We start from the raw sequence: 19,602 nt of genomic DNA, 5'->3' as shown, positions 1-19,602 counted from the left end.
GGTCTTTGATTATGGATTGTCGGCAGGCGCATCCGCCGCCGGCTTTTTGCCCTTCGCCCTGGCTCTCGGCTTGCCTTTGCTGAACTCTTTCTTACCGCCTCCCGGCGCAACGATACCGCGGAACTGACGAGCGGGCGTGCTGCGCGCCTGGTCGATAAGCTGATAAAGCGTTCCCACCAGCGGCTGCATAAAGTCCTGATAGCGGCACTGCTTTTCGCTGATTTGCGTCAGTACCGATTCCCAGTGCGCGGTCATATCCGGCCGCGCGGCCATTTCTGGCAGGGAGTGAATCAGCGCCCGTCCCGCGTCCGAGGAGTGGATATAGCGCCCTTTTTTGACTAAAAACCCGCGTTTAAACAGCAGCTCAATAATCCCGGCGCGGGTCGCTTCCGTACCCAGGCCGTCGGTAGCGCGCAGGATCTTCTTCAGATCCTTATCCTGCACGAAGCGGGCAATCCCGGTCATCGCGGAGAGCAGCGTCGCGTCGGTAAAGTAGCGCGGCGGCTGGGTTTGCCGCTCCACCACTTCACCCTTTTCACACAGCAGCTCATCGTCCTTCGCCACCACCGGCAGCGGCGTACCGTCGTTCTCTTCGTCGCGCTCTTTATTGCCCAGCAGCGCCCGCCAGCCGGCCTCGGCGAGGAAGCGCGCCTTGGCAACAAACTTGCCGTTGGCGATCTCAAGGTCAATCTGGCATTTGCGGAACACCGCGTCCGGCCAAAACTGCATCAGGTACTGACGCGCGATCAGGCCGTAGACCTTGATCTCGTTCTCCGTCAGCCGCACCTGGCTGCTGCGCGCGGTGGGAATGATGGCATGGTGCGCATCAACTTTTTTATCGTCCCAGCAGCGGTTGCGGATCTCCGGATTAACCGCCGGCTGGGGCAGTAAATCCGGCGCGTGAACGCCAATGGCGTTGAGTACCGTATGGCGACCGGCGAAATGCTCCTCCGGCAGGTAGCGGCTGTCCGAACGCGGGTAGGTGATAAGCTTGTGGGTCTCGTACAGCTTCTGGCAAATATCCAGCACGTTTTGCGCGCTGAAGCCAAAACGCTTTGCGGCCTCAATCTGCAGCGCAGAGAGCGAAAACGGCAGCGGAGCGGGCTCCGAATCCCGCTTATCGTTGTAGGCGGTGACCAGCGCCGGCTGGCCGGTAATCCGCGCGACGACGTGTTCGGCCAGCGGGCGGTGCAGCAGGCGACCTTCATCATCCTGCCAGGATTCGCAGGCATCGCTCGGCTGCCAGGTCGCGACGAAGCGCTCCTCCTGGGGCGTGACGATATGCGCTTTGACGTCGAAGAAATCCTTCGCCACAAAGTTCTCGATCTCTTCATCGCGACGCACCACCAGCCCGAGCACCGGCGTCTGCACCCGCCCGACCGAGAGCACGCCCTGATAGCCCGCGTTGCGCCCAAGCAGCGTGTAGGCGCGGGTCATGTTGATCCCGTACAGCCAGTCGGCGCGCGCGCGGGCCAGCGCCGATACGCAGAGCGGAATAAATTCGCTGTTGGCGCGCAGGCGAGAGATCGCCCGCTCAACCGCCTGCGGGTTAAGGTCGTTTATCAGGCAGCGCTGCACCTGCTGGCGCTTCTCCGGCGCCAGCTGCAGATAGTCGAGAACTTCATCCACCAGCAGCTGGCCTTCTCTGTCCGGGTCACCGGCGTGGATCACCTCTTCGGCGTCGCCCAGCAGCCGCTTGATAACGTTAAGCTGTTTGCTGACCGAGGGTTTCGGCTGTAGCTGCCACTTCTCCGGGACGATGGGCAGATCGACCAGGTTCCAGCGCGCGTAGCGCCCGTCGTAGACATCCGGCTGCGCCTGCTCCAGCAGATGGCCAATACACCAGGTAACCACCTGCCCGTTGCCGCACTCAATATAGCCGTCACCCTTGCGATGCGGCTTGGGTAACACCTCGGCGATGGCGCGGCCGAGGCTCGGTTTTTCTGCAATAAACAGCCGCATGTAATCAACGGATCTCGATCATGGGGCGTCCACCGCGGGCGGTAACCAGCTCGCCGATAGCGGCCAGCGTCACGCCGGACGCCTCTGCCGCCGCGCGGACCTCGGCTTCAGCTTCCGGCGAGACCGCCAGCAGCAGGCCGCCGGAGGTTTGCGGATCGCACAGCAGATCGCGCCACTCCGCGGGCATTTCGCCCATCAGATGGCCGTAGCTGGCGAAATTGCGTCCGGTGCCGCCGGGAACCGCGCCGGCGAGAATATACTCTTCCACGCCCGGCAGTTTCGGGATATCGGCATAGTTCAGCTGCGCCTGTACGCCCGCCCCGCGGCACACTTCGCTCAGGTGGCCAAGCAGGCCAAAGCCGGTGACGTCGGTCATCGCCTTCACGCCGTCGATATTGGCAAACGCGGCGCCAGCGAGGTTCATCTGACACATGGTTTCGGTAGCCAGCCCCTGATGCTCAGGCTTGAGCAGCGATTTTTTCTCGGCGGTGGTCAGCACGCCGATCCCCAGCGGTTTAGTGAGGAACAGCCGGCATCCCGCCTCGGCGGTGCTGTTTTTCTTGATGCGCTCGGTGGGCACTACGCCGGTCACCGCGAGGCCAAAAATCGGCTCCGGTGCGTCAATGGAGTGGCCGCCGGCCAGAGCGATCCCCGCCTGCTGGCAGGCAAACCGGCCGCCGTCAACCACTTCACGGGCGATTTCCGGCGCCAGGGTGTTAATCGGCCAGCCGAGGATCGCTATCGCCATAATCGGCCTGCCGCCCATGGCGAAAATATCGCTGATGGCGTTAGTCGCGGCAATGCGGCCAAAGTCGAACGGGCTGTCGACAATCGGCATAAAGAAGTCGGTGGTGCTGATGATGGACGTGCCGTTGCCCAGGTCGTAGACCGCCGCATCGTCGCTGGTTTCGTTGCCCACCAGCAGATTAGGGTCAATAAATTTTGCCTGGTCACTTTTAAGGATAGTTTCCAGCACCTTAGGGGAAATTTTACACCCGCAACCGGCTCCGTGGCTGTATTGCGTTAAACGAATAGCTTGCTCGCTCATGGACATCTCCTGTCATTGCAATCCCGCTATGGTAGCGCCCAAACGGCAAGGTGGTAAGTACGACAGTCTGAAATCGCGAATAGTTGCTCATTAAGCAGACAAATATGCGATTTTGCGATAGAGAACAATTTTTTCAGCGTCATTTTAACTTTAACTAAAAGATGACAGAAATGTGACAACCAAACGTTCTGCTCTCTCTGGAGTGATAACAACGAAAGGAAATTTTGATGAAAAAGCGCGTTCTCGCCCTTTGCCTGGCAGGCCTCTTCTCCGTTAACGCTTTTGCCCTGACGGCAACGGGTAACGATGCCACGACTAAACCTGACCTCTACTACCTGAAAAATGCTCAGGCCATCGATAGCCTGGCGCTCCTGCCGCCGCCGCCGGAAGTGGGCAGCATCGCCTTTTTAAACGATCAGGCGATGTATGAGAAAGGACGTCTGCTGCGGGCCACCGAGCGCGGTAAGCTGGCGGCAGAGGACGCAAACCTCAGCGCAGGCGGCGTGGCGAACGCCTTCTCCGGCGCATTCGGCTCGCCGATCACCGAAAAGGACGCGCCGGCGCTGCACAAGCTGCTGACCAATATGATTGAAGATGCGGGCGACCTGGCGACCCGCGGGGCGAAAGAGAAGTACATGCGCATTCGTCCGTTCGCGTTTTACGGCGTCGCCACCTGTAACACCACCGAGCAGGATAAGCTGTCGAAAAACGGCTCCTATCCTTCTGGCCACACCTCTATCGGCTGGGCCACGGCGCTGGTGCTGGCCGAAGTTAACCCGCAGCGGCAGAATGAGATTCTCAGGCGCGGCTACGAGCTCGGCGAGAGCCGGGTCATCTGCGGCTATCACTGGCAAAGCGACGTCGACGCTGCGCGCATTGTCGGCTCGGCGGTCGTCGCGACGCTGCATACCAACCCGGCTTTCCAGCAGCAGCTGCAGAAAGCGAAAGATGAGTTTGCTAAACAGCAGAAGTAGCGCCTGAAGCAGCCCGGCGGCAGGCGCCTCCGGGCAATTCATCCTCAGAAACGCACGACGAACGGCGCGGTGTCGGCCAGAGCGATGCTGGTTGATGCCTTCAGCTGCGGCGTGCCCAGATAGAGGAAGCCGACAATCTTATCCTGCTCGCGGCAGGCAAACCCTTCACGCACGATGGCGCTTTCGGTTAACGCTCCGCTGCGCCAGATACCGTTGAATCCCTGAGCGACCGCGGCCATCTGCATCGCCATGACCGCGCAGCCCGCCGACATCTCCTGCTCCCACTTAGGCACCTTGGGGTGATCCTCACAGCGGGCAACCACGGTGATAATCAGAGGCGCCCGGAACGGCGCGCTGCGCGCTTTCTCTACGCCCTTTTCATCCTGTCCGGCGGCCAGCGCGCCTTTTTCCAACAGCTGGCTGAAGCGCTCGCGCCCTTCATCGGCAATAATAAAGAACCGCCACGGCTGTAATGTCCCGTGATCCGGGGCACGCAGGCCGGCGCGAAGAATATTTTCCAGCTGTTCGCCGGCCGGAGCCGGTTCAGCCAGGCGCGAGGCGCTGCGGCGGTTAACCAGTAGGTCGAGAGCATCCATCTATGTGACTCCTGTGAGGTTATTTTTCATAAAATTAACATGCTCACGAATTTTGTTACAGCCCGACGGGTGATTCCTGCTGACAAGCGCCGATGGTCTCTTTAGGATAGCCAGACGCGGCAGCCCCTGCGGTTAGCCCACTTTTGATAATGTTAGGGAGAATACATGCGAACCCTTTGGCGACTGATTGCCGGATTTTTTAAATGGACGTGGCGAGTACTTAATTTTATTCGTCAGCTCGCACTGAACCTGGTTTTCCTGCTGCTGGTGCTGGTTTGCTTCGGCATCTGGGCGCAGTTCAGCAGCACCACTACGGAGCATGCCGCCCGCGGCGCGCTGCTAATGAATATCACCGGCGTGGTGGTCGACAAACCTTCGGCCAGCAGCAAGCTCGGGGTGATTGGCCGCCAGCTGTTTGGCGCCAGCTCCGATCGCCTGCAGGAAAACTCGCTGTTTGATATCGTACAAACCATCCGTCAGGCCAAAGACGACCGTAATATCACCGGTATCGTGCTGGATCTGAAAAATTTTGCCGGCGGTGACCAGCCGTCGATGCAGTACATCGGTAAAGCGCTGCGCGAATTCCGCGATAGCGGCAAGCCGGTCTACGCCGTCGGCAGCAGCTACAGCCAGGGGCAGTACTATCTGGCAAGCTTCGCCAATAAAATTTGGCTCTCGCCGCAGGGCGAAGTTGACCTGCACGGTTTTGCCACTAACGGCCTGTACTACAAATCGCTGCTCGATAAGCTGAAGGTCTCAACCCACGTTTTCCGCGTCGGCACCTATAAGTCAGCGGTCGAGCCGTTTATCCGCGACGATATGTCTCCGGCCGCCCGTGAAGCCGACGGCCGCTGGATAGGCGAACTGTGGCAGAACTATCTCAATACCATCGCCGCCAACCGGCAGATCACCGCCCAGCAGCTGTTCCCCGGCGCCCAGGGCGTGCTCGACGGCCTGCGTAAGGTCGATGGCGATACGGCGAAATATGCCCTGGACAGCAAGCTGGTTGACGAGCTGGCTACCTCCACCGACATCGAAAAGGCGCTGACCAAACAGTTTGGCTGGAGCAAGGCGGATAACAACTATCGCGCCATCAGCTATTACGATTACAGCGTTAAGACGCCTTCCGACCAGGGCGCCTCGATTGCGGTTATCTTCGCGAACGGCGCGATCATGGACGGTGAAGAAACGCCGGGCAACGTCGGCGGCGATACCACCGCGGCACAGATCCGCGATGCGCGCCTCGATCCGAAGGTGAAAGCCATCGTGCTGCGCGTTAACAGCCCCGGCGGCAGCGTCAGCGCTTCGGAAGTGATTCGCGAAGAGCTGGCGGCGGCGAAAGCGGCGGGTAAACCGGTAGTCGTGTCCATGGGCGGCATGGCGGCCTCCGGCGGCTACTGGATCTCCACCCCGGCGGATTACATCGTGGCGAACCCGAGCACCCTCACCGGCTCCATCGGCATCTTTGGCGTGATCAACACCGTTGAAAACACTCTCGGCTCTATCGGCGTGCATACCGACGGCGTATCAACGTCGCCGCTGGCGGATGTCTCCACCACCAAATCATTGCCGCCAGAAGTGCAGCAAATGATGCAGCTGAGCATTGAGAACGGCTATAAGCGCTTTATTACCCTGGTGGCTAATGCGCGTAAGAGTACTCCGGAGAAGGTTGACCAGATTGCCCAGGGACACGTCTGGACCGGTGAAGATGCGAAAGCCAACGGCCTGGTGGATAGCCTCGGCGACTTCGATGACGCGGTGGCGAAAGCCGCTGAGCTGGCGAAGCTGAAGCAGTGGCACATCGACTACTACCAGGAAGATCCGACCTTCTTCTCAATGGTGGTTGATAGCCTGACCGGTTCCGTGCGCGCCTCTCTCCCGGCGGCGCTGCAGGCCTGGCTGCCCGCACCCGTTGCGGCAGCCGCCAATGCGGTGAAGGCCGAAAGCGACAAGCTGGCGGCGTTTAACGATCCGCAGAACCGCTATGCCTTCTGCTTAACCTGCGCCAATATCCGCTAACCCCCCCGTTCGACAGTAAACCCCGGCTATCGGCCGGGGTTTTATTTTTCCCCCGCAATAGCAGGTATACCCTAAATAATTCGTTGCGCTGGCCCAGAAGGGGTGAGGCCGGAGGCCGAATCACGCGGCAAGCGAGCGAATCCCCGGGAGCGCAGGTCACTATGTGACCGGGGTGAACATACACAGCCAGCACATCTGTAAGCCGAATAACGGGTATACCCTAAATAATTCGAGTTGCAGAAAGGCGGCAAGCGAGCGAATCCCCGGGAGCATAGGCCACTATGTGACCGGGGTGAGCACACGCCGCCAACGCATCTGCAGCTCGAAGTATGACGGGTATAGGCCGGGGTGAGCACGCGCCGCCAACGCATCTGCAGCTCGAAGTATGACGGGTATAGACGCTGTATTTTTTTCGCGACCACCTTATACTGCGCCTGTCTACGTACAACCTAAGCGATGTTATGCAAAAGAAATCGATTTACGTTGCCTACACCGGTGGGACCATCGGTATGCAGCGCTCCGAACACGGCTATATCCCCGTTTCCGGCCACCTGCAGCGTCAGCTCGCGCTGATGCCTGAGTTCCACCGTCCGGAGATGCCGGACTTTACCATTCACGAATATGCCCCGCTGATGGATTCGTCCGACATGACGCCGGAAGACTGGCAGCATATCGCGGAAGATATTCGCACCCACTATCATGAGTATGATGGTTTCGTGATCCTCCACGGCACCGACACCATGGCGTTTACCGCCTCGGCGCTGTCGTTCATGCTGGAGAATCTGGGCAAGCCGGTAATTGTGACAGGGTCACAAATTCCGCTGGCCGAGCTACGCTCCGACGGGCAGATCAATCTGCTGAACGCGCTGTACGTTGCCGCGAACTATCCGATTAACGAAGTGGCGCTGTTTTTCAACAACTGCCTGTATCGCGGCAACCGCACCACCAAAGCCCATGCCGACGGCTTCAACGCCTTTGCTTCGCCGAATCTGGCGCCGCTGCTGGAGGCCGGGATCCATATCCGCCGCCTCGGGACGCCGCCGGCACCGCACGGCGTGGGCGAACTGATCGTGCACCCGATTACGCCGCAGCCGATCGGCGTGGTGATGATTTACCCGGGGATCTCCGCCGACGTGGTGCGCAATTTTCTCCGCCAGCCGGTGAAGGCGCTGATCCTGCGCTCTTATGGCGTCGGTAACGCCCCGCAGAACGGCGAGTTTATTCGGGTTCTGACCGAAGCCAGCCAGCGCGGGATTGTGGTGATTAACCTGACGCAGTGTATGTCCGGCAAAGTTAACATGGACGGCTATGCCACCGGCAACGCCCTCGCCCAGGCGGGCGTGATCGGTGGTTTCGACATGACCGTCGAGGCGACGCTGACCAAGCTACACTACCTGCTGAGCCAGAATCTGGACGTTGAGGCCATTCGCCGCCTGATGCAGGAAAACCTGCGCGGCGAGCTGACTCCCGATGAGTAAGGAGCTGATGATGACCAATCGAGCACTGCTGCTTGTTGATTTACAAAATGATTTTTGCGCGGGCGGCGCGCTCGCCGTTCCGCAGGGCGATAGCACCGTTGATGTCGCCAACCGGCTGATCGACTGGAGCCTGGCGCGCGGCGAAATCGTGGTCGCCAGCCAGGACTGGCATCCGGCAAACCACGGCAGCTTCGCCAGCCAGCACCAGGCCGAGCCCTACTCGCAGGGTGAGCTCGACGGGCTGGCGCAGACCTTCTGGCCGGATCACTGCGTGCAGCATAGCGCCGGCGCGGAGCTGCATCCGCTGCTTAAGCAGCAGGATATTGCCGCCGTGTTCCACAAGGGTGAAAACCCGGCGATCGATAGCTATAGCGCCTTTTTCGACAACGGCCATCGCCACAAAACCCAGCTTGACGACTGGCTGCGCGCGCGCGGGATCGTCGAGCTTATCGTGCTGGGTCTGGCGACCGACTACTGCGTCCAGTTTACGGTGCTCGATGCGCTCAACCTCGGATATCGCGTTAACGTGATTACCGACGGCTGTCGCGGCGTCAATATCCAGCCCCAGGACAGCGCCCACGCCTTTATGGCCATGGCCGCCGCCGGCGCAACGCTCTATACCCTCAGCGACTGGCTGGAAACCCAGGCCTGACCCCTCGCCCGAAGCCGCCGCTTCGGGCCACTCCCTTGCGCTTCCTCTGCGCGATTCATTGAGCTAACTCGCAGATTCAACAGGCTATTGCTGATAGTGTGGGCGGGCTATTTTTTCGCCACGCCATTCCGTGGCGTGTTTGCTTTTTTAATGTCAAAGAGGATCGTCCATGAAACTTTTGCCTTTGCTGGCAGTATTACCCCTGCTTTGCGCTTCTGCAGTCTCAGCTCAAGCCCTGATGTCCGTCGGCTACTTTAACGGCGGCGGCGACGTGACCGCCGGGCCGGGCGGCGACATCGATAAGCTGGACGTGCGCCAGATTACCCACCTCAACTACTCCTTTGGCCTGGTCTACAACGACGAAAAGGATGAAACCAACGCGGCGTTAAAAGACCCTGCCCGCCTGCATCAGATTTGGCTGTCGCCAAAAGTACAGGCTGATTTACGCAAAATCCCCGCACTGCGCCAGCAGAACCAGGAGCTGAAGGTTCTGCTCTCCGTTGGCGGCTGGGGAGCGCGCGGCTTTTCCAGCGCGGCGGCCAGCGCGGAGAGCCGCGCGACGTTTATCCGCTCGGCGCAGGAGATCGTCGCGCAGTATGGCCTCGACGGTATCGACCTCGACTGGGAGTATCCGGTCAACGGCGCGTGGGGACTGGTCGCCAGCCAGCCTGCCGATCGCGACAACTTCACCGCCCTGCTGAAGGAGCTGCGTGGCGCATTTGGTCATAAAAAGCTGGTGACCATCGCCGTGGGCGCCAACGCCGAAAGCCCAAAAAGCTGGGTCGACGTCAAAGCTATCGCCCCGCTGCTGGATTACATCAACCTGATGACCTACGACATGGCCTACGGCACCCAGTACTTCAACTCGAATCTGTACGATTCAACGCGCTGGCCGACGGTGGCGGCAGCGGATAAGTACAGCGCCGATTTTGTGGTGAATAACTATCTTGCCGCCGGTTTAAAGCCGAGCCAGATGAACCTCGGCATTGGTTTCTATGGCCGGGTGCCAAAACGGGCGGTTGAGCCGGGTATCGACTGGAGCAAACCCGATGCGCAGAAAAATCCCGTCACCCAGCCGTACTTCGGCCCCGAGCAGATCGCGCTGTTCAAATCCCTGGGCTTCGATCTGAGCAAAGATACCTACGTGAAGTACAACGATATCGTCGCGAAGCTGCTTAACGATCCGCAAAAGCGCTTTAGCGAGCACTGGGATGACCAGGCGAAGGTGCCGTGGCTGTCGGTGCAGTCGGCGGACGGCAAGGCGCTGTTTGCGCTCTCCTACGAAAACCCGCGCTCCGTGGCCCTCAAGGCCGACTATATCAAGAGTAAGGGGCTGGCAGGGGCGATGTTCTGGGAGTACGGCGCCGATGAGCAAAATCAGCTGGCTAAGCAGCTGGCAGAGTCGTTAGGGATTAAGCACTAACCTCAGGATCGTTACCGTCCGCAGAGCGGGACGCAGCGCCCTGGAGGAGATGAGGTGTGTCCCGTCCGGGGATAGGTTATGATTGTCGCAATCGGCTGCGCCAGGCTTTGGCGCAGCTTTTCATTTGCTACAGGAGGCATGGGGCTTTATGGCTTTTATCCCCAAAAACTACGCCCGTCTGGAAGTCGGCTATCGCGAAAAGGCGCTAAAGCTCTTCCCGTGGGTCTGCGGACGCTGTTCCCGTGAATTTGTCTATTCGAATCTGCGCGAGCTGACGGTGCACCATATCGATCACGATCACAGCAATAACCCGGAAGATGGCAGCAACTGGGAGATGCTGTGCCTGTACTGCCACGACCACGAGCACTCCAAGTACACGGAAGCCGATCTGTATGGCTCAACGGTAGTGGCGGGCGAAGACGCGCAGAAGAGCGTCGGTGAGGCGAAATATAATCCGTTTGCCGATCTTAAAGCGATGATGAACAAGAAGTAACCGGCTCGTAAAGCGTCAGCGCCCGGCGGCGAAACCCGCCGGGCCTGCGTAAGCTTCCCCCGCGCGAGCCGCTCAGGATTTAAACGTCGCAATAGGTTCTGGCGTAATGCCGAACTCTACCTTCAGCTGCTGCTTGCTCTTCATCACCATCTGCCCGCTGGTATCAATCGTCATGTGCTGGGCCTGGACGTTGTGTCGCGCCTGCCACAGCATCACCAGCTGCAGGCTATTCTCTTTCTGTTCCGGGGTAAGCGCCACCCCATCCGGCCATTTTCCCAGCTCCACCGCCGTGGCCAGACGCTGATAAACTTCCGGGGTCATACTGTCGATAATTTGCTCGATATCCATCGTCCGCTCAACTCCGCATTGGAATAATTTGCTGAATCGTTTCTCTAACCCTTGATCTGCTCGCCGTTATCATCGTCGCTGAAGCTTAACGACGCCGAATTTACGCAAAAACGCTCGCCGGTCGGCTGCGGACCATCCGGGAAGACGTGCCCAAGGTGAGCATCGCATTTGCCGCAGCGAATTTCCGTGCGCTGCATACCGTGGGAGTAATCATTCAGGTAGCGAATGGCCTCGTCGCTCACCGGCTCAAAAAAGCTCGGCCAGCCGCAGCCTGAATCGTACTTGGTTTGCGAGTGAAACAGCGCCGCGTCGCACACCAGGCAGTGGTAGACGCCGTCTCGCTTGTTGTGGAGCAGTCGGCCGGTGAACGGCGGCTCGGTGCCGTGATTCTGCGTCACGTAAAACTGCATCTCGCTCAACTCTTTTTTGAGCTCGTCCGAGGAGGGTTTATTCGACATGTGCATGCTTCTCGCTGTGAAAGGACAACTTTAACCGCTCGATTCTAACAAAACATTAACAATGAAGCGTGGACTTTTGTTCTAAACTTATTCGATGCCGATGGGCAGCTAGATAATTGTGATGCAAATCACATTTTTATCTTTAATGACCTTTAAAATTCCGCGCGCAGTCCCCATATGGAATTGGGCTCAAAGGGAGAGTGAGGCAAATCGATCGCGCAAAGGTGTGCTCAGGATTGATTTGTCGCAATGATTGACACGATTCCGCTTGACGCTGCGTAAGGTTTTTGTAATTTTACAGGCAACCTTTTATTCACTAACAAATAGCTGGTGGAATATATGACTATCAAAGTAGGTATCAACGGTTTTGGCCGTATCGGTCGCATTGTTTTCCGTGCTGCTCAAGAACGTTCTGACATCGAGATCGTTGCAATCAACGACCTGTTAGACGCTGACTACATGGCTTACATGCTGAAGTATGACTCCACTCACGGCCGTTTCAACGGTACCGTTGAAGTGAAAGACGGTCATCTGGTCGTTAACGGTAAAAAAATCCGTGTTACCGCTGAACGCGATCCGGCTAACCTGAAGTGGGACGAAGTAGGCGTTGACATCGTTGCTGAAGCAACTGGTCTGTTCCTGACTGACGAAACCGCTCGTAAACACATCACTGCTGGCGCGAAAAAAGTCGTTCTGACTGGCCCGTCCAAAGACAACACTCCGATGTTTGTTAAAGGCGCTAACTTTGACAAATACGAAGGCCAGGACATCGTTTCTAACGCATCCTGCACCACTAACTGCCTGGCACCGCTGGCTAAAGTTATCAACGACAACTTCGGCATCGTCGAAGCGCTGATGACCACCGTTCACGCGACCACCGCAACTCAGAAAACCGTTGATGGCCCGTCTCACAAAGACTGGCGCGGCGGCCGCGGCGCATCCCAGAACATCATCCCGTCCTCTACCGGTGCTGCTAAAGCAGTAGGTAAAGTACTGCCAGAACTGAATGGCAAACTGACCGGTATGGCGTTCCGCGTTCCTACTCCGAACGTATCCGTTGTTGACCTGACCGTTCGTCTGGAAAAAGCTGCTTCTTATGAAGACATTAAGAAAGCAATCAAAGCTGCTTCCGAAGGCGCAATGAAAGGCGTTCTGGGCTACACCGAAGACGACGTTGTATCTACCGATTTCAACGGCGAAGTTTGCACTTCCGTGTTCGATGCTAAAGCGGGTATCGCCCTGAACGACAACTTCGTGAAACTGGTTTCCTGGTACGACAACGAAACCGGCTACTCCAACAAAGTTCTGGACCTGATCGCTCACATCTCCAAATAAGTTGAGATGAGAACCTGATCCAAAAAGGCGACTTCGGTCGCCTTTTTTTATGGCTTAACTCAGTACCTGCACACCAAGGATTGCACCATGATTAACAAAATTTTTGCTCTCCCGGTTATTGAACAAGTTACCCCTGTCCTCTCCCGCCGCCAGCTTGACGACCTCGAGCTGATTGTCGTTGACCATCCGCAGGTGAAAGCCTCCGTCGCCTACCAGGGCGCGCACCTGCTCTCCTGGAAACCCGCCGGAGAAGAAGAGGTGCTGTGGCTGAGCGGCAACACGCCGTTTAAAACCGGCGTCGCGCTGCGCGGCGGCGTGCCGATCTGCTGGCCGTGGTTTGGTCCATCGGCACAGCAGGGCCTTCCCTCCCACGGTTTCGCCCGCAATCTGCCGTGGACGCTGAAGGGCCATGATGAAGATGAGAGCGGCGTGATGCTGACCTTCGAACTGAAAAGCAGCGATAAGACCCGTCAGTACTGGCCGCACGAATTTACGCTCTACGCGCGCTTCAAGCTGGGTAAAACCTGCGAAATCGAACTGGAAGCGCACGGCGAATTTGAAACCACCTCCGCCCTGCACAGCTACTTCAACGTTGGGGATATCGCGGCGGTGAAGGTCAGCGGCCTCGGCGATCGCTATATCGATAAGGTGAACAACGCCCAGGAAGGCGTGCTGAGCAACGGCGAAGAGACCTTCCCGGATCGCACCGACCGCGTCTACCTCAACGCGGATGCCTGCAGCGTTATCCACGACGGCGCGCTGAACCGCGGCATTGACGTTATTCATCACCATAACAGCAACGTGGTGGGCTGGAACCCCGGCCCGGCACTTTCCGTGAGCATGGGCGATATGCCGGACGACGGCTACAAAACCTTCGTTTGCGTCGAAACCTGCTGCGTTACCGAGCCGCAGAAAGCCAGCGAAGAGAAGCCGTCTCGCCTGGCGCAGACTATTCGCGTCACGCGGCGCTAAGCCCGCGCGCTGCCTGAACCACAGGCGCAGGATCAAAAACAGGGCGATTGCGCCCTGTTTTTTTGAGGCGCTGTCGCGTTACCAGAACCCCACCAGCTTCATCCACGCGCCCCCCAGCACCAGCCAGATGAGAATAGACGCCACCGACACCACGAAACTAACGCCCCACCACTGACCCGCGGTGTTATAGCCGGAGCCAAACAGAGCGGGCCCCGGGCCGCCAGAGTACTGCGTCAGGCCCATCGACAGGTTAGAGGTATAGCCCAGCACCAGGGCGGCAAACAGCGGCGGTACGCCGACGGAAACGGCAACGGCCAGAAATGCCAGATACATCGCGGAAATATGCGCCATCGCCGAGGCGAAGAAGTAGCGGGTATAGAAATAGACCAGCACCAGCAGTAAAAACACCGTTATCCATGCAAAGTGGCCGACGTAGCCGACAATACGCTCAGATATCCAGCTAATCATGCCGTATTTATTGAGCGCGTTGGCCATCATCACCAGCACGGCAAACCAGAACATCGTATCCCAGGCCGTTTTTTCTTCGATGATATTTTTCCACGACATGATATTGCTGACCAGCAGCACCATCAGACCAATAAACGCGGAAAGGGTGGCGGGAATGGCAAAGAAAATGTCGCCCACCGTCCAGAGCAGGATCAGCAGGACAAAATCAAGCGCGAGGATTTTTTCCGCCAGCGACATCGGCCCCATTTTGCGCAGCTCTTCTCTGGCGATCGCCGGGATTTCCGGCGTTTTCTTCAGCTGCGGCGGATAAATAGCGTACAGCACCAGCGGCAGCAGGATCAGCGAGGCGATCCCCGGCACGATCGCGCCGACAAACCAGGTCGTCCAGGTGATTTCAATGCCCTGGCTTCTCGCCAGTTCGGCGATCAGCGGGTTACCCGCCATCGCCGTTAAAAACATCGTACAGACAATGGCGTCAATCTGAGAAACGCAGAGCATTAAAAAGGCGCCGGCTTTTCTGGCCGTCGCGCCGGGCTCCGACTGGTAGGCGGTGGCAATGGACTGCGTAATCGGATACATAATGCCGCCGCCCCTCGCCGACGCCGAGGGAATGCCCGGCCCGAGGACCACGTCAGAGAGGGCCAGACCATAGGCAACCCCCAGCATGCTTGAACCGCATTTGGAAATAAACCACAGCGCCACCCGCTTGCCCAGCCCGGTCTTAATCACCGCCCGGGAGATAAACATCGCGATACCAATCAACCAGATCGTACCGTTGGCAAAGCCGGACAGCGCCGCGACTTTGTCGCTTTTACCCGGCGAGAGAGGCGTGACGCCCAAAAATGCGGAGACGATCAGCGCGATCATCGTCACCGCCCCCATCGGCATCACCTTCAGAATGATGGCAAAGATCGTTGCGGTAAAAATAGCAAACATTTGCCATGCGTGAATGGCCAACCCATCGGGCGGAGGGGTAAACCAGATAAGTGCGCCGAACAGGATTGTCAGGGCGGCCTTCCAGAGGGGAAAAGCCAGCTTCACGTCCAGGGGTTTGTTAGGTTCAGTCATGTGATTCTCCTTTTTCTTTTATCTTTAGGAGGAGAAGCACGGCCGAGCATTGATATCCATCAACGAATCACGTAGATACCGTTACAAAATCAGCCCCCTTACACCATATCTAAGGGCGTTTTGCGACCCGGCGCCGGAAAGGCCTTTTCCATCACCGCGATATCGTTCTCATCGAGCACCACCTCGAGCGCGGCAGCGTTCTCTTTGACGTGGGCAATGCTCCCGGCTTTTGGGATCGCCATCACCCCTTTGTGGCTGATGATCCACGCCAGCAGGAGCTGCGCGACCGTGACGCCCTTTTCCCGCGCCAGGCCGTTGAGTGCGGGATGACTGATTAGACCATCGCGCAGGCGACCGGCCTGGGCCAGCGGGCTGTAGGCCATCACCGGCAGCTGCTGCTGCTGACACCACGGCAGCAGATCGTATTCAATGCCGCGCGATGCCAGATGGTACAGCACCTGGTTGGTCGCACAGCGTCTGCCGCCGGGCACCTGCCACAGCGCCTGCATATCGTCGGTATCGAAGTTGGAGACGCCCCAGCGGCGAATTTTGCCCTGATCAACCAGCGCCTCCATCGCCTCGACGGTTTCGGCCAGCGGGAACTCCCCCGGCCAGTGCAGCAGATAGAGATCGAGATAATCACTCTTCAGGCGACGCAGGCTGGCTTCACAGGCCTCGCGCATTTTGTGCCCGCCGGCGTGCCACGGATAGACTTTGGACACCAGCGTCACGCGGTCACGCAGGCCGCGAATCGCCTCGCCTACCACCTCTTCCGCCCCGCCGTCGGCATACATTTCGGCGGTATCGATAACCGTCAGCCCGAACTCAACGCCCGCTCGCAGTGCAGCCGCTTCCTGTGAACGATGCTCGCTGCTTTGCCCCATATACCAGGTTCCCTGCCCGATGGCGGGAACCGCCTGCTGGTCGCCGAAACGGCTCATTTTTACGCTCATCGCTACCTCTCGTCAGCTATTGCACCACCGTAATGCAAAACAGGGCGTGACGCCCTGTTTTGATGCACAGATATCTCTATAAAGATGCACAATCAGAAAGTGTAGGTGATCCCGGTAGAAATCAGGCCGCTCCAGGATTTGTCCACCATCGGGCTGTCGGTGATTTCGTCGGACAGGCGGGTGTAGCGCGCCACGCCATAAACGCTCCAGTCGCCGAGGAAGCGATAGTTGGCCGACAGTTCGAGATACGGGTTCCAGCTGCTGTCCGGGTCGTAGCTGCGCAGGCCGCTGCGCTCGGATTCGCGCTTCGAGACGCCGTAGTAGTATTCGTTCTGGTTGTCGCTGCTCCACTCCACGCCGATACCCGGCGTTAAGGTCAGGTTGCCGTTGGTATAGCGGTAGAGCCAGGCCATGTCCCAGGTAATGCCGTTGCTTTTGTCCAGCGTGTCGCCGGCCAGCACCGTACGCAGGAAGCCATACTGGGTATTGTGCACGTAGGAGAGCCCGGCCATCATCGTCGATTTACGCCGATCCAGCTTACGCAGCTGTTCGCTGTCGCTGTCGCCCGGCTTAAAGTACATCGGCGACCAGTAGGCGGTAACCGACAGCTTATCGCTCTCGTCATTCCATAAATAGTAACCACCGCCTAAGCCACGGAACCAAAAATTATCGCTCTCGTAGCTGATAGCCGGCACCGGGTAAACGTCGACGTCATATTGCTTATACGGGCTTTCGACGATACCCACGCCGGCCCCCAGCGTTAATTTCCCGTCGGCGTGTGCTGCTGAGACACAGGCCAAAAGACACACGCCTGGTGCCAGAGATTTGATCTTCTTCACAATCCATATTCCCGTTTGTCAAATAATCCGCGCAGGCAGTTTAGCGTCGTAGGCCTCACGCCTCAAATTCTTTACCCGTCATTACAAAAAATGACTCACTCTCTCGTCAATACGCAAGCCCGGACCCGCAGCTTCATGACAACAGGATGAAGGCCCCCGGCAAGACGTGCGAAATCGCGACCTTTTTTGGGATGAGTTATTGATATGTCATTGAAATTGATTTTTCGCTGCATGCAAGTTTTCTAAATGCATCTACGCTTTAATTTAGAAGGCGTCATTGCAGGGCGCGTTATCTTAATCTCGTCGACAACCTGGCATAAGGGTTGCTGGAGAATCAGTAGACGTCGCGCTCTGCTTACCTCTTCCGGGAGCACCCACTATTCATATGAACGCTCTCAACTTGTGCTAAATACGAAAGGACGGCATGCCATGAATATATTCGATCACTATCGCCAGCGTTATGAAGCTGCCAAGGACGAAGAGTTCACACTGCAGGAGTTTCTTACCATCTGCCGGCAAGATCGCAGTGCTTATGCCAACGCGGCAGAAAGGCTACTGATGGCCATTGGTGAACCCGTCATGGTCGATACGGCCCTGGAGCCAAGGCTGTCCCGTCTCTTTTCAAACCGGGTTGTCGCACGCTATCCGGCATTTGAAGAGTTCTACGGTATGGAAGATGCCATCGAGCAGATCGTTTCTTACCTGAAGCATGCCGCGCAGGGTCTGGAAGAGAAGAAACAGATTCTGTATCTGCTGGGGCCGGTGGGCGGCGGTAAATCATCCCTTGCCGAGCGCCTGAAATCATTAATGCAGCGCGTACCGATTTACGTGCTGAGCGCCAACGGCGAGCGCAGCCCGGTGAACGACCATCCGCTGTGCCTGTTTAATCCGCAGGAAGATGCGCAGATCCTCGACAAGGAATATGGCGTACCGACCCGCTATCTCGGCACCATCATGTCGCCGTGGGCGGCCAAACGCCTGCATGAGTTTGGCGGCGATATCACCAAATTCCGCGTTATCAAGGTGTGGCCGTCGATTCTGGAGCAGGTCGCCATCGCCAAAACCGAACCCGGCGATGAGAACAACCAGGATATCTCGGCCCTGGTCGGTAAGGTTGATATTCGCAAGCTCGAGCACTACGCGCAGAACGATCCGGATGCCTACGGCTACTCCGGCGCCCTGTGCCGCGCCAACCAGGGGATCATGGAATTCGTCGAGATGTTCAAAGCGCCGATTAAGGTGCTGCATCCGCTGCTGACCGCAACCCAGGAAGGCAACTATAACGGCACCGAAGGGATCTCCGCCCTGCCGTTTAACGGGATTATCCTCGCGCACTCGAACGAATCCGAGTGGGTGACCTTCCGTAATAACAAAAACAACGAGGCCTTCCTTGACCGCGTCTATATCGTCAAGGTGCCTTACTGCCTGCGCATTTCCGAAGAGATGCGCATCTATGAAAAACTGCTCAACAACAGCGAGCTGACCCATGCGCCATGCGCCCCGGGCACCCTTGAAACGCTGTCGCGCTTCTCGATTCTGTCGCGCCTGAAAGAGCCGGAAAACTCGAGCATTTACTCCAAAATGCGCGTCTATGACGGTGAGAGCCTGAAAGATACCGACCCGAAAGCGAAATCCTACCAGGAGTATCGCGACTATGCCGGCGTCGACGAAGGCATGAACGGTCTCTCCACCCGCTTCGCTTTTAAAATACTGTCGCGGGTATTTAACTTCGATCACGCCGAGGTTGCCGCTAACCCGGTGCATCTGTTCTACGTCCTTGAGCAGCAGATCGAGCGCGAGCAGTTCCCGCAGGAGCAGTCGGAGCGCTACCTCGAGTTCCTCAAAGGCTACCTGATCCCGAAATACGCCGAGTTTATCGGCAAAGAGATCCAGACCGCCTATCTCGAATCCTACTCCGAATACGGGCAGAACATTTTTGACCGTTACGTCACCTACGCGGATTTCTGGATTCAGGATCAGGAGTACCGCGATCCGGATACCGGGCAGCTGTTTGACCGCGAATCGCTGAACGCGGAGCTGGAAAAAATTGAAAAACCGGCGGGGATCAGCAACCCGAAAGACTTCCGTAACGAGATAGTCAACTTCGTGCTGCGCGCCAGAGCCAATAACAGCGGACGCAACCCGAACTGGACCAGCTACGAAAAACTGCGCACGGTTATTGAGAAGAAAATGTTCTCCAATACCGAAGAGCTGCTGCCGGTCATTTCGTTCAACGCCAAAACCTCTACCGACGAGCAGAAAAAGCACGACGACTTCGTCGACCGGATGATGGAGAAAGGCTATACCCGTAAGCAGGTACGTCTGCTGTGCGAATGGTATTTGCGGGTACGCAAATCGTCCTGACGTACGGCAAGCCCGCTCGCGGCGGGCTAAGAGAGAGACCAGCAATTCGAGTTGCAGGGAGCCCCGGGGGTTTACTCAGGTAAGCGTCCGGGGTAAGCAACGCAAATGCGGCTTGAAGTATGACGTGTATGGTTGGCAAATGCAGTACGGGG

General features: G+C 57.8%; 17 protein-coding genes. 9 read left to right on the top strand and 8 right to left on the bottom strand.

All coding sequences use genetic code 11. From position 1 onward, the window contains the following. Positions 1-9: 9 nt before the first annotated feature. A complete protein-coding gene (locus EDF75_RS05860; protein ID WP_133597718.1) occupies positions 10-1,962 on the bottom strand; it encodes a DNA topoisomerase III in 1,953 nt (650 codons plus the stop codon). Between the two features lie 4 nt (positions 1,963-1,966). Then, positions 1,967-3,010 carry a selenide, water dikinase SelD gene (gene selD / locus EDF75_RS05855; RefSeq protein WP_132510840.1) on the bottom strand — a complete coding sequence of 348 codons (1,044 nt, stop codon included), beginning with the start codon at positions 3,008-3,010 and terminating at the stop codon, positions 1,967-1,969. 227 nt (positions 3,011-3,237) lie between these two features. Here selD and phoC point away from each other — a divergent pair, with 227 nt between their 5' ends. Further along, positions 3,238-3,984 (top strand): acid phosphatase PhoC, encoded by a 747-nt coding sequence (gene phoC / locus EDF75_RS05850; protein WP_133597716.1) that lies wholly within the window; start codon positions 3,238-3,240, stop codon positions 3,982-3,984. Between the two features lie 44 nt (positions 3,985-4,028). Here phoC and EDF75_RS05845 read toward each other — a convergent pair whose 3' ends face one another. Then, on the bottom strand, positions 4,029-4,580 hold the full coding sequence (locus EDF75_RS05845; protein WP_133597714.1) for an NAD(P)H nitroreductase: 552 nt from the start codon (positions 4,578-4,580) through the stop codon (positions 4,029-4,031). A gap of 165 nt (positions 4,581-4,745) precedes the next feature. Here EDF75_RS05845 and sppA point away from each other — a divergent pair, with 165 nt between their 5' ends. From sppA to yajD, 5 genes are all read left to right on the top strand, one after another. Further along, entirely contained in the window at positions 4,746-6,599 is a 1,854-nt protein-coding gene (gene sppA, locus EDF75_RS05840) for a signal peptide peptidase SppA (RefSeq protein ID WP_133597712.1), read from the top strand. 461 nt (positions 6,600-7,060) lie between these two features. Beyond that, positions 7,061-8,077 (top strand): asparaginase, encoded by a 1,017-nt coding sequence (gene ansA / locus EDF75_RS05835; RefSeq protein ID WP_133597710.1) that lies wholly within the window; start codon positions 7,061-7,063, stop codon positions 8,075-8,077. A 10-nt stretch (positions 8,078-8,087) separates the two neighbouring features. Beyond that, entirely contained in the window at positions 8,088-8,729 is a 642-nt protein-coding gene (gene pncA / locus EDF75_RS05830; protein WP_133597708.1) for a bifunctional nicotinamidase/pyrazinamidase, read from the top strand. Positions 8,730-8,898: 169 nt separating this feature from the next. After that, positions 8,899-10,152, top strand: coding sequence for a chitinase ChiD (chiD, locus tag EDF75_RS05825; protein ID WP_133597706.1), 1,254 nt, complete (start codon positions 8,899-8,901; stop codon positions 10,150-10,152). 148 nt (positions 10,153-10,300) lie between these two features. Beyond that, positions 10,301-10,645: an HNH nuclease YajD gene (yajD, locus tag EDF75_RS05820; RefSeq protein ID WP_133597704.1), complete on the top strand. Its 345-nt coding sequence runs from the start codon at positions 10,301-10,303 to the stop codon at positions 10,643-10,645. Positions 10,646-10,717: 72 nt separating this feature from the next. Here the strand turns inward: yajD and EDF75_RS05815 are convergent, their stop codons facing one another. Both EDF75_RS05815 and msrB read right to left on the bottom strand, forming a co-directional pair. Next, a complete protein-coding gene (locus tag EDF75_RS05815) occupies positions 10,718-10,993 on the bottom strand; it encodes a YeaC family protein (RefSeq protein ID WP_133597702.1) in 276 nt (91 codons plus the stop codon). A 44-nt stretch (positions 10,994-11,037) separates the two neighbouring features. Further along, positions 11,038-11,451 (bottom strand): peptide-methionine (R)-S-oxide reductase MsrB, encoded by a 414-nt coding sequence (gene msrB / locus EDF75_RS05810; protein ID WP_095096848.1) that lies wholly within the window; start codon positions 11,449-11,451, stop codon positions 11,038-11,040. 339 nt (positions 11,452-11,790) lie between these two features. On the opposite strand from msrB, the gene gapA reads away from it, so the two are divergent. Both gapA and EDF75_RS05800 read left to right on the top strand, forming a co-directional pair. Next, positions 11,791-12,786: a glyceraldehyde-3-phosphate dehydrogenase gene (gapA, locus tag EDF75_RS05805; protein ID WP_133597700.1), complete on the top strand. Its 996-nt coding sequence runs from the start codon at positions 11,791-11,793 to the stop codon at positions 12,784-12,786. A gap of 87 nt (positions 12,787-12,873) precedes the next feature. Continuing rightward, on the top strand, positions 12,874-13,758 hold the full coding sequence (locus tag EDF75_RS05800; RefSeq protein ID WP_133597698.1) for a D-hexose-6-phosphate mutarotase: 885 nt from the start codon (positions 12,874-12,876) through the stop codon (positions 13,756-13,758). Positions 13,759-13,836: 78 nt separating this feature from the next. Here EDF75_RS05800 and EDF75_RS05795 read toward each other — a convergent pair whose 3' ends face one another. The 3 genes from EDF75_RS05795 to EDF75_RS05785 all read right to left on the bottom strand — a co-directional run bounded on the left by EDF75_RS05795 (position 13,837) and on the right by EDF75_RS05785 (position 17,086). Continuing rightward, entirely contained in the window at positions 13,837-15,294 is a 1,458-nt protein-coding gene (locus EDF75_RS05795) for a DASS family sodium-coupled anion symporter (protein ID WP_045855006.1), read from the bottom strand. A 98-nt stretch (positions 15,295-15,392) separates the two neighbouring features. After that, entirely contained in the window at positions 15,393-16,247 is an 855-nt protein-coding gene (locus EDF75_RS05790; RefSeq protein WP_133597697.1) for an aldo/keto reductase, read from the bottom strand. A gap of 92 nt (positions 16,248-16,339) precedes the next feature. Beyond that, positions 16,340-17,086, bottom strand: coding sequence for a MipA/OmpV family protein (locus tag EDF75_RS05785; protein ID WP_133597695.1), 747 nt, complete (start codon positions 17,084-17,086; stop codon positions 16,340-16,342). A gap of 429 nt (positions 17,087-17,515) precedes the next feature. Between EDF75_RS05785 and yeaG the strand changes: the two genes are divergently transcribed. Beyond that, positions 17,516-19,450, top strand: a complete 1,935-nt coding sequence (gene yeaG / locus EDF75_RS05780) for a protein kinase YeaG (protein ID WP_045855003.1) — start codon at positions 17,516-17,518, stop codon at positions 19,448-19,450. Positions 19,451-19,602 lie beyond the last annotated feature (152 nt).

Source organism: Klebsiella sp. BIGb0149 (genome assembly GCF_004362605.1).
Lineage (GTDB): Bacteria > Pseudomonadota > Gammaproteobacteria > Enterobacterales > Enterobacteriaceae > Klebsiella > Klebsiella terrigena.
The sequence above is the reverse complement of the archived record's forward strand: the minus strand, read 5'-3'. Positions and strand labels throughout refer to the sequence as shown.

What these genes read in the sequence shown, in the direction of transcription:
- EDF75_RS05860 (WP_133597718.1), bottom strand. Translation starts at nt 1,962, where the DNA reads ATGCGGCTGTTTATTGCAGAAAAACCGAGCCTCGGCCGCGCCATCGCC.
- selD (WP_132510840.1), bottom strand. Translation starts at nt 3,010, where the DNA reads ATGAGCGAGCAAGCTATTCGTTTAACGCAATACAGCCACGGAGCCGGT.
- phoC (WP_133597716.1), top strand. Translation starts at nt 3,238, where the DNA reads ATGAAAAAGCGCGTTCTCGCCCTTTGCCTGGCAGGCCTCTTCTCCGTT.
- EDF75_RS05845 (WP_133597714.1), bottom strand. Translation starts at nt 4,580, where the DNA reads ATGGATGCTCTCGACCTACTGGTTAACCGCCGCAGCGCCTCGCGCCTG.
- sppA (WP_133597712.1), top strand. Translation starts at nt 4,746, where the DNA reads ATGCGAACCCTTTGGCGACTGATTGCCGGATTTTTTAAATGGACGTGG.
- ansA (WP_133597710.1), top strand. Translation starts at nt 7,061, where the DNA reads ATGCAAAAGAAATCGATTTACGTTGCCTACACCGGTGGGACCATCGGT.
- pncA (WP_133597708.1), top strand. Translation starts at nt 8,088, where the DNA reads ATGACCAATCGAGCACTGCTGCTTGTTGATTTACAAAATGATTTTTGC.
- chiD (WP_133597706.1), top strand. Translation starts at nt 8,899, where the DNA reads ATGAAACTTTTGCCTTTGCTGGCAGTATTACCCCTGCTTTGCGCTTCT.
- yajD (WP_133597704.1), top strand. Translation starts at nt 10,301, where the DNA reads ATGGCTTTTATCCCCAAAAACTACGCCCGTCTGGAAGTCGGCTATCGC.
- EDF75_RS05815 (WP_133597702.1), bottom strand. Translation starts at nt 10,993, where the DNA reads ATGGATATCGAGCAAATTATCGACAGTATGACCCCGGAAGTTTATCAG.
- msrB (WP_095096848.1), bottom strand. Translation starts at nt 11,451, where the DNA reads ATGTCGAATAAACCCTCCTCGGACGAGCTCAAAAAAGAGTTGAGCGAG.
- gapA (WP_133597700.1), top strand. Translation starts at nt 11,791, where the DNA reads ATGACTATCAAAGTAGGTATCAACGGTTTTGGCCGTATCGGTCGCATT.
- EDF75_RS05800 (WP_133597698.1), top strand. Translation starts at nt 12,874, where the DNA reads ATGATTAACAAAATTTTTGCTCTCCCGGTTATTGAACAAGTTACCCCT.
- EDF75_RS05795 (WP_045855006.1), bottom strand. Translation starts at nt 15,294, where the DNA reads ATGACTGAACCTAACAAACCCCTGGACGTGAAGCTGGCTTTTCCCCTC.
- EDF75_RS05790 (WP_133597697.1), bottom strand. Translation starts at nt 16,247, where the DNA reads ATGAGCGTAAAAATGAGCCGTTTCGGCGACCAGCAGGCGGTTCCCGCC.
- yeaG (WP_045855003.1), top strand. Translation starts at nt 17,516, where the DNA reads ATGAATATATTCGATCACTATCGCCAGCGTTATGAAGCTGCCAAGGAC.